Below are 14077 nucleotides of genomic sequence, written 5' to 3' on the forward strand. Positions count from 1 at the left end.
ACGCACAGGCTATAGGCTTGCAGGGATGACTATAAGGCAGTTCACCACCGGGGCCGTCGCGCGCAGACAAGCGCTTGCAGAGATCGGCGGCGGCATCTTCGCGCTATCGAGCGTCGGGGCCCTTGCGCGCACGACGCCGCCGCCGGTTCCACGCAATATGGTCCGCCCGCCGCGCCTGCGCAATGGCGACGTGCTTGGCCTCGTGGCGCCTGCGGGCTTCATCGCCGACCGCTTCGGCCTCGACGAGATCGCCGAGACCGTTCGCGCCATGGGCCTGGAGCCGCGCTTCGCGCCCCACCTGACCACGCGCGAGGGCTATCTGGCCGGGTCCGACGAAGTGCGTGCGCGCGATTTCAATGCGATGTTCGCGGACGAAGGCGTGCGCGCCGTGATGGCGGTGCGCGGCGGCTGGGGTTCGGCGCGGCTGCTGCCCCACCTCGACTTCGCTGCCATCGCCCGTCGGCCCAAGCTGTTCACCGGGTTCAGCGACAATACCGCGCTCTGCCTCGCGCTTGCCCGCTACGGGGTCGTCTCGGTCCATGGACCGAACGCCTCGACATCGTGGCCGCCATCGGCCTGGGAATCGTTCCGGAGCGTCGCCTTCGAGGGAGCGACGCCCACGTATTCGGTCGCGCACTATTCCGGCGCCAACCTCGCGGGCCGCTCCTCTCCCCGCACCTTCCGCGCCGGCAAGGCACGCGGCCGGTTGCTGGGCGGCAACCTCACGGTGCTGAGCGCGCTGGTGGGAACGCCCTGGCTGCCGGACTTCACCGGCGCCATCCTGTTCCTGGAGGACACCAACGAGTCCGAATACCGCATCGACCGCATGCTGACGCAGCTGGCGCTGGCGGGCGTGCTCGAACGGGTTGCCGGCGTGGTCTTCGGCCAGTGCACGCACTGCGAGAATCCAGGCGGCGGCTATTCGAATTTCACCGTCTACGAAGTGCTGGACCGGCAGTTCGGCACGCTCGGAGTGCCCGCGTTTCAGGGCGCAATGATCGGCCACGTCGCGGGGCAGGTCAGCGTGCCGGTGGGCGCGATGGCGGAGATGGACGCGCAGGCGGGAACCATCCGCCTGCTCGAACCGGCGGTTTCCTGAGCATTTCAAGGCGAACTTCTCAGACGCCCGTACGCAGTTCCACGGTGGCCCCTTGGCCGGATGCTCCGCCGGATGCCGCGCCGGACATGCCATCGGAGCCGGCAGCGCTCATGCCGTAATGCGCCACCAGGTCGGCGAAGAGCTCGGCCGGCAGCGGCTCGACGAACTCGAGGCCTGCGCAGTGCGCGTTCGCCCAGGCCACGAACGCGAGCGAGGGACGGCAGCCCGGCAGCGAGAGCGTGATCATCTCGTCCACTTCCAGCGCGCCCACGCCTTCGACACGCGCGCCGAAAGGCGTCAGATCCTTGAGCATCACGGTCGTGCTCGCGATGCCGCGGCGGAAATGGGCCATCATCTCCACCGGCTCGCGCTCGGCGACGCGCAGCCCTTCGCCAAGGCCGCCGTCGATGCTTCCGGCGTTGCCCCCGGCATTGCCGATGCTGATGCCGATGCCTCCAGCCTCCACAGGGAGGACGGCCTCGGCAGGAAGGGATGCCCATTCCGCCGGGGCGGGTCGGGGCGAAGGCTCAATCATGCCGCGAATCCTCGGGCGGAATTACGGGTTCCATCGGGCGCGTTCCTACCGGCAAAACCTTGCCCGCACCGTCTCCACTGCCCTCGTATTTCAACTGATTCGGGAAGACGGCGCGAATATTTGCCAGTTACATAATGCAGTAAATATGCAAAGGATTGCGAGCCCAATTGCCTCCAAGTTGCAGCCGGAGTGGACAAAACTCCTGCAATTCCGCCGTTTTCCAGCCTTTTCCGAACCCCAAAGCCCCGCCCTTCACCACGGCGGCAATGCTTTCTTAACCATTGTTTGTGCAGAAAATACGTGTTGATACAGGGGTTCGTATGCGCATCGATGCCAGAAATCTGCTCGACCGGCTGGGGAAGACCGACTTCGCCTACAAGGAGTTCGAGGATCGCTTCAGCGAGCTCGAGCTATGGCCGATCTACGAGGCGCTTCTGCGCGATCCGCGCATGCAGGCGATAGACCAGGCCGATGCGGCCGTAGCCGAGGCGGGGGCCAAGGCGGGGGCCGAGCCCGCCGCCTCCGCGCCTGTCGAAGTCCTGGCCGGTGCCCGGCCCGAACCGCTTGCCGCCCTGTTCAGCCGCTATGGCGACGGGGCCGGTACCGTGGCCGAACGCCGCGCTCCACCGGCGCAGGTGCAGGACGTCCGCGCCATGCTGCGCCACTTGTCCGAACTCGGCTCGCGGGGAGAAATCTGATGGCCGTCATCGTCTGCCACGGGCTCAAGGGCGGAGCCGGCATCACCTTCATCGCGGCGCATGTCGCCATGGCGCTGTCCGAGGCGGGGGCCGAAGTCACCGTGCTCACCGTCGCCGAGCGCGACACCATGCTGCTCCACTTCGGCCTGCAACCCGCGCTTACCCTGCCTTCGCTTTTCGCGCCCGCAGAGGACGCGGTCCTTGCCGGCGGGATCAACCTGCGCAGCCATGTCCACGCCATCGACGACCCGGACTTCATGCCGACGCTGCAGGACCTTGGCTACCTGGGCACCGGGCTCGACAGGGTCATGGTGATCGACGTGCCGGCGAGCGAATTCCACTTCGCGCGGCGCGTGATCCCCCACGCCAGCGCCAACCTGTGCGTCCTCAACGCCGCGCCCGACACGCTGGCCCTGCTGCCGCAGGCGCTGGGCGAGGCGAGCGCCGAGACCATCGCGCGCACCACTTTCGCGATCAATGCCCTGGACGAGACCCGCCGCCTGTCGCGCCATTCGGCCGCCTTCATCCGCGAACTGATCGGTGCACGGCAGCTGGGCCGCGTCCGCCTCGACGAGTCCGTGCCCGAGGCCATGGCCATGCTCCAGCCGCTCGCCCGCTATGCCCCGACCAGCGCCGCGCTCAGCGACGTGCGCGCGATCGGTGCCGCGCTGGTGCCGGCTCTGGAGACCCCCGGGCGTCCGTGGGTCTCGCGCGGAACGACCGGCGCCGCTTCGGCGAGCCGCGCCGCATGATCGCCCGCCTGGCCTCGAACAAGGCGTTCCGGTACGCCGCGATCGTCCCGATCGTGCTGGTCGCCGCGCTGGTGATCGGCGTACCGCTTGATGGCCAGGCCCAGTGGATCTGCGCGGGCGTGACCATCCTCGGCGCGCTGGTGCTCAAGCGCTGGAGGGGCCGCAAGGGCGCGCTCGCGCTCGGCGTTCTCGCGATCCTGGTATCCACGCGCTACATCTTCTGGCGCACCACCCAGACGCTTTCGTTCGGCACCCTGCCCGAATTCCTCTTCGGCGGCGGGCTCTACCTGGCCGAGCTCTATGCCTGGGTCATCCTCATGCTGGGCTTCCTGCAGACCAGCTGGCCGCTCGAGCGCCCCGTGGTCGAGCCGCAGGGCGACCCGGATACCTGGCCCACGGTGGACATCTACATCCCCACCTACAACGAGAGTCTGGAGATCGTGCGCAACACGGTCTTCGCCGCGATGGACCTCGACTACCCGGTCGACCGCTACCGCGTCTTCATCCTCGACGACGGCAAGCGCGCCGAGTTCCGCGCCTTCGCCAAGGAAGCGGGCTGCGGCTACATCACGCGCGACAACAACCTGCACGCCAAGGCCGGCAATCTCAACGCCGCGATGAAGAAGACCGACGGCGAACTGATCGCGATCTTCGACTGCGACCACGTGCCCACGCGCGCCTTCCTGCAGCTGACCGTCGCCTGGTTCCAGCGCGATCCGCGCCTGGCGCTGATCCAGACCCCGCACCACATGTATTCGCCCGATCCGGTGCAGCGCAACCTTGCCTCCACCATGGGCGACATGGCGGGCGAGGGCGACCTGTTCTACGGCGCGGTGCAGGGCGGCAACGACCTGTGGAACGCCACGTTCTTCTGCGGTTCGTGCGCGATCATCCGGCGCGAGGCGCTGATGGAGACCAACGGCTTCGCGGGCGAGACCGTGACCGAGGACGCGCATACCGCTCTCAAGCTGCAGCGCACCGGCTGGAACACCGCCTACATCTCGGCACGCCTGTCGGCAGGGCTCGCCACCGAGCGCCTCGTCCTGCACGTGGGCCAGCGCATCCGCTGGGCACGCGGGATGACGCAGATCCTGCGCATCGACAATCCGCTGAAGGGCCGCGGGCTCACCTGGCAGCAGCGCCTCTGCTACCTGAACGCCATGCTGCACTTCCAGTATCCGCTGCCGCGCATTGTGTTCCTGACCAGCCCGCTCGCCTACCTGATCTTCGGCCAGAACATCATCCAGGCCTCGGCCTCGCTGATCTTCGCTTACGCCATGCCGCACCTCTACTGCTCGGCCGTGGCGAACGAGCGCACGCAAGGCGCGGACCGCCCGCCGTTCTGGGGCGAGGTCTACGAGACGATCCTGTGCTTCCACCTCGTGAAGCCCACCGTCATCACCTGGTTCCAGCCGCGTAAGGGCAAGTTCAACGTGACCGACAAGGGCTCGCTGCTGGACAAGACCTATTTCGACTGGGCGATCGTCAAGCCGCACCTGATCTGCATTGGGCTCATCGTGCTGGGCATCACGATGGCGGTCGTGAAATGGGCCTTCTTCCCCTACCTCTTCAACATCCAGACCGATACGCTGGTGCTGAACGTCGCCTGGGCCAGCTTCAGCCTCGTCATCCTGCTGGCCGCCGTATCGGTCGCCCGCGAGACGAAGCAGGCCCGCGTCGACATCCGCATCCCGGTGGAGCTGCCGGTAACCGCCTATCTCGCCTCCGGCCATGTCGTCCCGGCGCGCACGATCGACATCTCGATGGGCGGCGCGGCGCTGTCGCTCCCCTCCGAGCTGCCGAGCAAGGACCGCACCGTGCGCCACATCACCATGGCCATGGGGGACGAAGTCCTCTCGATCCCGGTCAGGACTATGCGCACCGATGCCGCCAATGCCTATGTCCGCTTCGAGCAGCTGGACACTCTCGCCGGGCGCCACCTGGTGCGCGCCGTCATGGGCCGTGCCGATGCATGGCAGCCTTCCGGCCCGCGCAAGTCGATCTCCGGCCTGCGCTCCCTTGCCGACATCATCCGGGTGGACATGGTGACCTTGAAGCGCATGCTGGGACTGAATTTCGCCGAGCGCCGCGCCATGCGCCGCATCGAGGTCACGCGCAAGGCCGCCGCCGAGGCCGAGGCCAAAGAAGCCGCGAAGGCGAAGGAAGGCGGCAGGTCGCTGGCCGGCCTCGCCAAGGCCGCCGCTCTCCTGGGCGCCATCGCGCTGGGCGCTGCGGGCATCTTCTTCGGCACTACCGAAGTCCACGCCCAGTCCGCTTCGGCCGCCGGCACCGCCGCGTCTGCCGCAGGTTCGGGCGCCGGAACTTCGGCCGCCGGAACTTCGGGCAATGCCGGGGGCGCGCTTTCCGAACGTCTGACGCTCAAGGACCTGCGGCTCAGCCGACCGATCCGCCTGCAGGGCACGCGCGGCGAAATCGGCATTCCTTTCGGCATGCGCCAGGACCGCGTCGTCACCGGCGCCGTGCTGCGCCTGAACCTGGCCTGGTCGCCCTCGATGCTCGACGACCTCAGCCAGCTGGTGGTCATCGTCAACGGCGAGGTCGCGCAGACGATCCCCCTCACCCGCGCCAACTCAGCCGGGCAGGTGATCGACGTGCCGGTGAACCCGGCCCTGTTCCTGCCGGGCGACAACCAGCTGAACCTGCGCCTCATCGGCCACTATGCGCGCGACTGCGAGGATCCGTTCCACTCCTCGCTGTGGGCCAACGTGAGCAACGTGCGCTCGTGGTTCGATTTCGCCTATCAGCCGCTGCCCTATGGGCCCGACCTCGCCCGCCTGCCGCTGCCCTTCTTCGACAAGGGCCAGAACGTGCCGCTGCGCATGCCCTTCGTCTTCGCCGGCCAGCCCCGGGCCGGGGAGCTGCAGGCCGCCGCCGCCACGGCGAGCTGGCTGGGCTCGCTCGCCAGCTACCGCGGCTTCGCATTCCGGCCGGTGATAGGCCAGATCCCCCGCGGCAACGCGATCGTCTTCCTCAAGGCCGGGCAGTCGATCCCCGGGCTCGAGATCGCCGCTCCCTCGGGCGCGTCCGCCGCCGCCGTGCGCAACCCCAACGACCCCACCGGTACCCTGCTGGTCCTCATGGGCCGCAACGACGAGGAACTGCGCACCGCCGCCGCCGCCGTCGCGCTCGGTCGCGGCGTCTTCGGAGGAACGCGCATGTCCTTCGACGGCGTGCGCATCCCTGCCTGGCCGCGCTATGGCGCGCTGCGCTGGCTCTCGACCGAGAAGCCCGTGCAGCTTGGTTCGATCACCGAATCCTACGCGCTGCAGGGCATGGGCATCCCGCCCGGTCCGCTCTCCGCCCGCTTTCGCGTCTCGCCCGACCTGTTCTTCTGGCCGCGCGAGGGCGGCAAGCTCAACCTCTCGTACCGCTACCCGATCGCGCAGTGGCTCGATCGCAGGGCCTCGCGCCTCGACGTGTCGATCAACGGCCAGTACCTCCAGACGCTTCCGCTCGGCGCCAAGTGGTGGAGCGGCCTGTTCGGCGCATCGGGGGCCAAGAGCTACGATTCCGACGCATCGGTGATCCTCCCTCGCTACAACCTGTTCGGCCAGAACGAGTTGTCGATGGACTACAACCTGATCATCGCCGACAAGAAGAAGTGCACCGGCACTCTTCCCGAGAACGTGCGCGTCTCCATCGATCCGACCAGCACGATCGACCTCACCAGCGCCTACCACGCCATCATGATGCCCGATCTCGCGACGTTCGCGGGCGCCGGCTTCCCCTTCACTGCCAGCCCCGACCTTGCGCAGACCACCGTCGTTGTCGCCGAGAACCCCTCGCTCGCCTCGATCGAGGCGTTCCTGACGCTGATGGGCCGCTTCGGCGACTCGACCGGCGTGCCGGTCACGGCGGTCACCGTCACCTCCACCATCGATCCCGACCGGCTGGCCGGCCAGGACGTGCTTGTCGTCGGCGGCACCGGCCTTGCGGGCGCGGACATGTTCGCGAACGCTCCGGTGCGCTGGGAAGGCGGGCGCCTGCGCGTGGCCGAGCGTTCGCCGCTGCAATACGTGACGTCGCTGTTCGGAGGCACGCAGATGAACGATCCGATGGCCGCCGCTCCGCTCGTCTACGATGCGCGCGGCTTCTCGGGCATCGTCAGCTTCCGCTCGCCCTATGCCTCTGACCGCACCGTGGTGGCGCTGCTGGCCGATGACGGCGGCGCGTTGCCCGCGCTGGTCCAGGGCCTGTCGGACACCAAGATCAACGCCTCCGTGCAGGGTGACCTCGCGGTCACGCGCGGCGACGGGATGACCAGCTTCGCCATCACCGAGCGCTACTGGGTCGGCTCGCTGCCGATCTGGATGAAGCTGGCCTACTGGACCAGCCAGCGCCCGATGATGCTGGGCCTGTTCACGCTCGTCCTCGCCGCGATCCTTGCCGGACCTGCCTACCTCTACTTTCGCCGTCAGGCACAACGCCGCCTCGGCCGTCAGGACGACCACGCATGACCCGTTCCCCGACCCCGCGCACCGGCAGTCTGAAGCGCACCGGCAGATTGGGGCTGGCGCTTCTGCTTTCCACGGCGGCGAGCGGCCTGGCGCCGATGGTCCTGCCTCTCGATGCGCAGGCGCAGAGCGCGGGCGTGGAGGCGCTGGTGAAGCAGGCGCAGTACTGGCGCTCCAAGGGCCGCGAGGATCTGGCGCAGCAGGCCCTGCGCCGTGCCCGCGCGCTCGACCCCAACCATCCCGCACTCAGGAGCGCGGCCGCGCCGCGCCCCGCGCCCAGGTCTGCCGCGCCCAAGCCCGCCGCGCCGAAACCTGCCGCCGCGAAGCCCGCACCCAAACCGGCCCAGGCACCTGCGCCGACACCGGCTCAGGCCCCCGCCCGCACGGCCGCCGCGACTGCGCGCCCGGCCGCAAAGCCCGCAGCCAGCGCACCGGTCTCCGCCGCCGACCGGGCGGGCCGGGCCCGCGTCTCGGGCTTCGATGCCTTGAACGACGGCAATCTCGAGACCGCCGCCTCGCAGTTCCAGCGTGCCCTTGGCGTCAACCGGCGCGATCCCGATGCGCTGGGCGGCCTTGGCCTCGTGCGCCTTCGCGAGGGGAACTTCGCCGAGGCGGCAAGCCTGCTGGAACAGGCTTCGCAGGCGGGCAAGGCCAGCCAGTGGGCGGAAGGCCTCGCCTCGGCCCGGTTCTTCGCCGGCGTCGAGGAAACCCGCGCGCTGGTGAACCAGAACCGCCTTGCCGATGCGCAGGGACGCGCCGAAGCGCTCGTCCGCTCGGGCTACAAGGAGCCGGGGCCCGCGCTCGAACTGCTGGCCGACATCTACGAGCGGCAGGGCCGCTACGCCGACGCCGCAGACCTCTACCGGCAGGCGGGGAGCGCCGGTGGCGGCTCGGCCGCGGACGACAAGCGCCTGCAGCTGCGCGCCACGCGCGGCCGCGCTCTCGCGGCGGCGGAACAGGGGGACGACCTTGGCGCCACGCGCGAGTTCCAGAACGGCCTCGTCCTCGACCCCAGCGATCCGTGGATTCGCTATGAATTCGCGCAGTTCCAAATCCGGCGCGGCCGCGTGCCCGAGGCGGAATCGCTGATCCGCTCGCTCGTCGCCAACGGGCAACCCGATTCGCTCTATGCCGCCGCGCTCCTCAACAATGACCTTGGCCGCGTGAACGAGGCCGACCGCCTGATCTCCATGGTCCCCGAAGCCCAGCGCACCGCACCCATGCGCAACCTGGCCCTCGGCGTGAAGACCGACGCCGCCATCGCCCGCGCCCGCGCCATGGCGGCCAGCGGACAGCAGGCGCAGGCGATCTCGGCCATGCGCCAGCTCGGTTCGATGGCTTCGGTGCCCGCAGGCAAGCAGGCGGCCGTCGCCAACACCCTCTTCGACCTCGGTGACACGCAAGGCGCGGCCCAGGTCGCGGAAGCGGCGCTGAACGGCCGGATCGACACGATAGACGACTATGAAGGGCTGATCGGGGTTCTTGCCCGCACCGGCCGCGACGATCTTGCCCAGCTGGCGCTGCAGCGCGCCGGGCAGATGGCGGGCACTTCAGCCGACGGGCAGCGCGCCTATGCGCGCATCAGCGCCGGGCTGATGGTGAGCCAGGCCGATGCGGCGCGGCTCGGCGGACGCTATGCCGAAAGCTTCGACATCCTGCAGCAGGCCTACGCAGCCGCGCCGGACAACCCGGAGATACTCTCGGCCCTCGCCCGGCTCTACCAGACCGGCGGCATGCCCGCCAAAGCAGCGCAGAGCTACCAGCTGGTGCTGGCGCGCAAGCCGGGGGACCGCGATGCGCTGCTCGGGCTGGCGGACACGGCCGAGGCGGCGGGCGACAGCGACCTTTCCAAGCAGGCGCAGCGCCAGGTGCTGCAGACGCACGGGCAGGACTACCGCGTGCCCATGGCGCTCGCCAATGTCGAGCGGGCGCGCGGCAACGATCGCGCTGCCGTGAACCTGCTCAAGGAAGCGCGCGAACTCTACGCCCGCCAGAGCGGCGCGGGCATGGCGATGGGCGGCAACCCCTTCGCCAATGCAGGCCCGGGAATGGGCGGGCAGGGCATGGGCGGGCAGGCGGGGAACAATCCCTTCCGCAGCCAGGCCTTTGCCGCCCCGGCACCGGTCAATCCCTTCGCCCTGAGCGGCGGCACTCGCCTTCCCGCCGCCTATCCGCAGGCGCAGGCCCAGGCGAGCGGCTTCGGCTATGGAGCCCTGAGCGGCGGCGGCGCGCCGCAGGCTTCCGGTTTCGCTCAGGCAGCCCCCGCTCCCATGACCACCGGAACGCAGACCGGCTTCGGCGGCTATGCCAGCCCGCAGACCTCCTTCGCCGCGCCCGATCGCTATGCCTCGCCGGCCAGCATCGCCGCGCCGCAGCAGAGCGCCTTCGCGGCCCCTGCCCCGCTCCCGGGCACCTCGGGCGGCTACTCCGCGCCGCAGGTTCCCCTCGCCTATGCGGGCGATCCGGTGATGACGCAGATCCAGTCCGAGATCGACAGCCTGGCACAGGACAGCGGCCCGCGTGTCGACGTTGAGACCGCCTATCGCTCGCGCTCGGGCGAGGAAGGGCTGTCGCAGCTCGACGAGATCAAGGGTTCGGCAAAGGTCTCCACCGGCGCGCTGGCAGGCCGGGTCTTCGCCAGGGCGGAAGCGGTGGTCGCCGATGCGGGCCGCCCCACCGGATCAGGCCTCGCGCGCTTCGGCCGCAACGCGACGGCGGAAGCCCAGGCGATCGTCGACGAAGTGCCCTCCCCCCTCGTCAACGCCGAGAGCCAGCAGGCCTCGGGCGCGGCGTTCTCGGTCGGGTACGAAAGCGATGCGGTGCAGGTGGAAGTGGGCACCACGCCGATCGGCATGGGCAAGACCAGGTTTGCCGGACGCGCGGCGATCAGCCCGGAGCTCAGCCCGGGCCTTCGCGCCACCGCCTTTGCCGAGCGCAAGCCCGTCACCGATTCGGTCGTCTCCTATGCGGGCACGCGCGATCCTGTCACCGGCGAGCGCTGGGGTCAGGTCATGCGCACCGGCGCGGGCGTGGGCATGTCCTATGACGAGGACGGATCGGGCGTCTACGGCGAGGGCCGCTACTATCGCTTCCGCGGCACCAACGTCGCGCGGAACGACGGCTTCGAGGCCAATGTGGGCGGATACCTGCAGGCCTATCGCGGGCAGCACTCCTCGGTCACGGTCGGCCTCAACGTGAACTACCAGGGCTACGACCGCAGCCAGAACTACTTCACTTACGGCAACGGCGGCTACTTCAGCCCGCAAAGCTTCATCTCGGTCGGCTTCCCGGTGAACTACACCTTGCAGGACGAGCAGTGGGACGTGGCGGCATCGTTCACCCCCGGCTTCCAGAGCTACAAGGAAGACGAGAGCCCGCTCTACCCCACCGATCTCGTCGCCCAGGCCGAGCTGGACAACCTCAAGGCCCTGAACGACGACGTACGTGCCGGCTACGACAGCCTGAGCAAGACCGGCTTCGCGCTCTCGGCACAGGGATCGATGTACTACAAGCTGAACCGCAGCACCCGCATCGGCGGCGACCTCAGCTACAATACTTTCGGCAGTTACGACGAATTCCGCAGCATGCTCGGCGTGCGCCAGAGCTTCGGGAGCACCAGATAAATGAAGATGCAGGCATTTCCCCCGGCCAGCAAGGAACCCGACGGCATCGGCGCGGGCGGCCTTGCCCTGATGGCCATTTCGGTGGCCGCCGAACTGTGCGACGGCGTTCCCGAGGCACAGACGCGCGGCTTCTTCCTCGCCATCGGCCGCCGCATGGCCGCTCTGGAGCCGCTCGAGGGCGTGAACGACACTGCAGTCCTCGCCGCGCGCATCAACGCCTTCTGGCAGGTGCTCGGCTGGGGCGAGATCGAGCTGGCACTCGGCGCGGAAGCGATCGTCGTGCACCACCGCAACCTTCCCGACCGCATCGCCCCGGACCCGCAGGGCACCTGGAAGCGGATGCTGACCGGCGTCCTCGAAGGCGCATACGACAGCTGGTTCCGCGTGCTGGGAAGCGGCCCCGCGCTGCGCACGAGCGCACAATGGCAAGCAGATACGCTCGAGGTGCGCCATGGCCGCTGACCGGACTCCCGCCCAACTCGACGCCGAGGCCGCCTTGGCCGGCACCGCCAGCAGGCGCAGGAGCCTGTTCCCGGCCGTGGACCGTCGCACGTTCTCGCTCGGGACGCTGATGGCCCTGACGGCGGCATGCAACACCGGGACAAGCCAGGGACGTACCCCGCAGGTGACCGACAGCTTCTGGACGCAATGGCGCGACCGCTACCTCGCTCCCGAGGGCCGGGTGGTGGATACCGGCAATGGCCGCATCAGCCACAGCGAGGGCCAGAGCTACGGCCTGATCCTCGCCCTGCGCGCCGGTGACCGCGAGGCGTTCGAGCGCATCGCCAAGTGGACGCAGGAGACGCTCGGCCGTCAGGACATGGCGCTTCATTCCTGGCGATACGATCCGCGCCAGTCAGTGCCGGTTTCCGACCCCAACAACGCGACCGACGGCGATCTCGTCATCGCCTGGGCCCTGGCACTCGGCGGCGAGCGCTGGTCGCAGCCCGCATGGTTGGAGCGGGCGGCGCAGATCCGCGCCGCGATCCGCGCCCACTGCGTGGTCCAGCGCTTCGGCCGCAGCCTGCTGCTTCCGGGCATCGTGGGCTTCGACCAGCCCGGGCAGGTTACACTCAACCCCTCGTACTTCGTGTGGCCCGCGCTCGACCACTTCGCGAAGATGGACGGCGCATCGGCCTGGGGCGCGGTGATCCGCGACGCCGAGGCGGTGACCAGGCTCTCGCGCTTCGGCACCCATGGCCTGCCGTGCGACTGGGTGGTCGTGACCGGGAAGGACGATGTCGCCCCCGCACCCGACAAGCCGCCGCGCTTCAGCTATGACGCGATCCGCATCCCCCTCTACGCGGTGATCGGCGGACGGGCCGCTCTCGTCCAGCCGGTCGCGCAATGGTGGCGTTCGTGCCTTGCGCAGCAGCGCCCGATCCCTGCCTTCATCGACGTGGTGACGGGCGAGGAAGCGAACTACGCGCTCTCCAGCGGCGGCGCGGCGATCGCCTCGCGGCTGGTGGGAGGGCCTGCCCCGGCGGTGCTGGACACGGACTACTTCTCGGCCTCGCTGCAGATGCTAGCGCGGCTGTGATGGGCGCGAGGCCGGGGGTCGCGGCTTGGCCGCAACCTTCGGATCGCGCGAGCTAGGCCCGCCCCCGGATCGCGATGAGGCCGCCCAGGCTCAGCAGCGCCGCGCCCGAGATGTAGAGGCCGACGAACAGCACGCCGCCGCTGTCGGCCAGTCCCTGCGCGATCGCGGGTGCGAAGCCGCCCCCGAAGATGCCGCCCACGTTGAACGCGATCGAGGCGCCGGTGTAGCGCACGCGCGCATCGAACAGGCGCGGCAGAAGCTCGGCGATGGGTCCGTAGACGAGACCCATGGTGAACAGCGCCAGGCACAGGAACGCGCCGATCATCCACAGCGACCCGGCGGTGAACATCAGCCCCATGATGACGCCGATGACGATGGAGAGGAAGCACCCCGCGATCAGGACGCTGCGCGAACTGTGCCGGTCTGCGGCATAGCCCGCGAAGACGATCCCCACCGCCATGAACAGGATCGCGAAGAGCTGGACGCCAAGGAAGGTCTGCCGGTCATAGCCCAGCGTCCCCGTGCCGTAGCCAAGCGCGAAAGTCGTCGCGAGATAGTAGAGCGCGAAGCAGGCGATCACCGCGAAGGTGCCCGCAACCGTTTCGCGCAAGTGGCTGCGGAACAGCTCCACGATAGGGATGGAGCGGTGATGGTCCACCTCGGCCTCGAACACCGGGCTTTCGGCAAGGCGGAAGCGGATCCACAGGCCAAGGCCGACAAGGACCGAACTCAGCAGGAACGGTATGCGCCATCCCCAGGCGGCGAAATCCGCTTCGCTGAGCGTCGCGCTGATGACGAGGAACAGGCCGTTGGCCGCAAGGAAGCCGACCGGGGCGCCAAGCTGCGGAAACATGCCGAAGCGCGCGGCATAGCCGGGAGGCGCGTTCTCCACCGCCAGCAGCGCCGCGCCGCCCCATTCCCCGCCAAGGCCGAGACCCTGTGCGAAGCGCATGGTGCACAACAGAAGCGGCGCGACCCACCCGACCGACTGGTACGTGGGCAGGATGCCGATCAGCACCGTGGCCCCGCCCATCAGGAGCAGCGAGGCGACCAGCGTCGACTTGCGCCCCACCCGGTCGCCGAAGTGGCCGAACAGCGTCGCGCCGACCGGCCTTGCGATGAACGCGATGGCGAAGCTGGCGTATGCGGCAAGGTGCTGGACCGTTGCCGAATCGGACGGGAAGAACAGCGGCCCGAACACCAGCGCGGCGGCGGTGGCATAGATGTAGAAGTCGTAGAACTCGACCGCGGTGCCAACGAGGCTGGCAGTCAGCACGCGCGCGTGCTGACGATAGACGTTACCGCCGGGTGTTGCCCTCGTCGCCACTCTCGTCTCTCCTGCCGTCAAGTCTGGA

10 protein-coding genes are annotated in these 14077 nt (G+C 69.1%); 8 read left to right on the forward strand and 2 right to left on the reverse strand.

The genetic code is table 11. The features are described 5' to 3' along the window. The first annotated feature begins 25 nt into the window (after window positions 1-25). Complete coding sequence (locus GR702_RS01725) at window positions 26-1099, forward strand: S66 peptidase family protein (RefSeq protein WP_160984217.1); 1074 nt, start codon at window positions 26-28, stop codon at window positions 1097-1099. Window positions 1100-1118: 19 nt separating this feature from the next. On the opposite strand, the gene GR702_RS22235 is transcribed toward GR702_RS01725, so the two are convergent. Further along, window positions 1119-1634 (reverse strand): hypothetical protein, encoded by a 516-nt coding sequence (locus tag GR702_RS22235; RefSeq protein ID WP_237449492.1) that lies wholly within the window; start codon window positions 1632-1634, stop codon window positions 1119-1121. Between GR702_RS22235 and GR702_RS01735 the strand changes: the two genes are divergently transcribed. From GR702_RS01735 to GR702_RS01765, 7 genes are all read left to right on the forward strand, one after another. Further along, entirely contained in the window at window positions 1633-1941 is a 309-nt protein-coding gene (locus GR702_RS01735; protein WP_160984218.1) for a hypothetical protein, read from the forward strand. The genes GR702_RS22235 and GR702_RS01735 overlap by 2 nt on opposite strands. Before the next feature lie 13 nt (window positions 1942-1954). Beyond that, entirely contained in the window at window positions 1955-2332 is a 378-nt protein-coding gene (locus tag GR702_RS01740; protein WP_160984219.1) for a hypothetical protein, read from the forward strand. Then, the gene (locus GR702_RS01745) at window positions 2332-3084 is read left to right on the forward strand and encodes a cellulose synthase operon protein YhjQ/BcsQ (RefSeq protein WP_160984220.1); all 753 of its coding nucleotides are present in this window, start codon (window positions 2332-2334) and stop codon (window positions 3082-3084) included. Before GR702_RS01740 ends, GR702_RS01745 begins: the two co-directional genes overlap by 1 nt. Then, window positions 3081-7562: a UDP-forming cellulose synthase catalytic subunit gene (gene bcsA / locus GR702_RS01750; protein WP_160984443.1), complete on the forward strand. Its 4482-nt coding sequence runs from the start codon at window positions 3081-3083 to the stop codon at window positions 7560-7562. The genes GR702_RS01745 and bcsA overlap by 4 nt, the downstream gene beginning before the upstream one ends. Continuing rightward, on the forward strand, window positions 7559-11182 hold the full coding sequence (locus tag GR702_RS01755) for a cellulose biosynthesis protein BcsC (RefSeq protein ID WP_160984221.1): 3624 nt from the start codon (window positions 7559-7561) through the stop codon (window positions 11180-11182). The genes bcsA and GR702_RS01755 overlap by 4 nt, the downstream gene beginning before the upstream one ends. After that, window positions 11183-11644, forward strand: a complete 462-nt coding sequence (bcsD, locus tag GR702_RS01760; protein ID WP_160984222.1) for a cellulose biosynthesis protein BcsD — start codon at window positions 11183-11185, stop codon at window positions 11642-11644. A 109-nt stretch (window positions 11645-11753) separates the two neighbouring features. Next, the gene (locus tag GR702_RS01765) at window positions 11754-12722 is read left to right on the forward strand and encodes a family 8 glycosyl hydrolase (RefSeq protein ID WP_237449515.1); all 969 of its coding nucleotides are present in this window, start codon (window positions 11754-11756) and stop codon (window positions 12720-12722) included. 52 nt (window positions 12723-12774) lie between these two features. Here the strand turns inward: GR702_RS01765 and GR702_RS01770 are convergent, their stop codons facing one another. Further along, window positions 12775-14049, reverse strand: coding sequence for an MFS transporter (locus tag GR702_RS01770; RefSeq protein WP_160984224.1), 1275 nt, complete (start codon window positions 14047-14049; stop codon window positions 12775-12777). Between the last annotated feature and the right edge of the window lie 28 nt (window positions 14050-14077).

Source organism: Novosphingobium silvae (genome assembly GCF_009856825.1).
Lineage (GTDB): Bacteria > Pseudomonadota > Alphaproteobacteria > Sphingomonadales > Sphingomonadaceae > Novosphingobium > Novosphingobium silvae.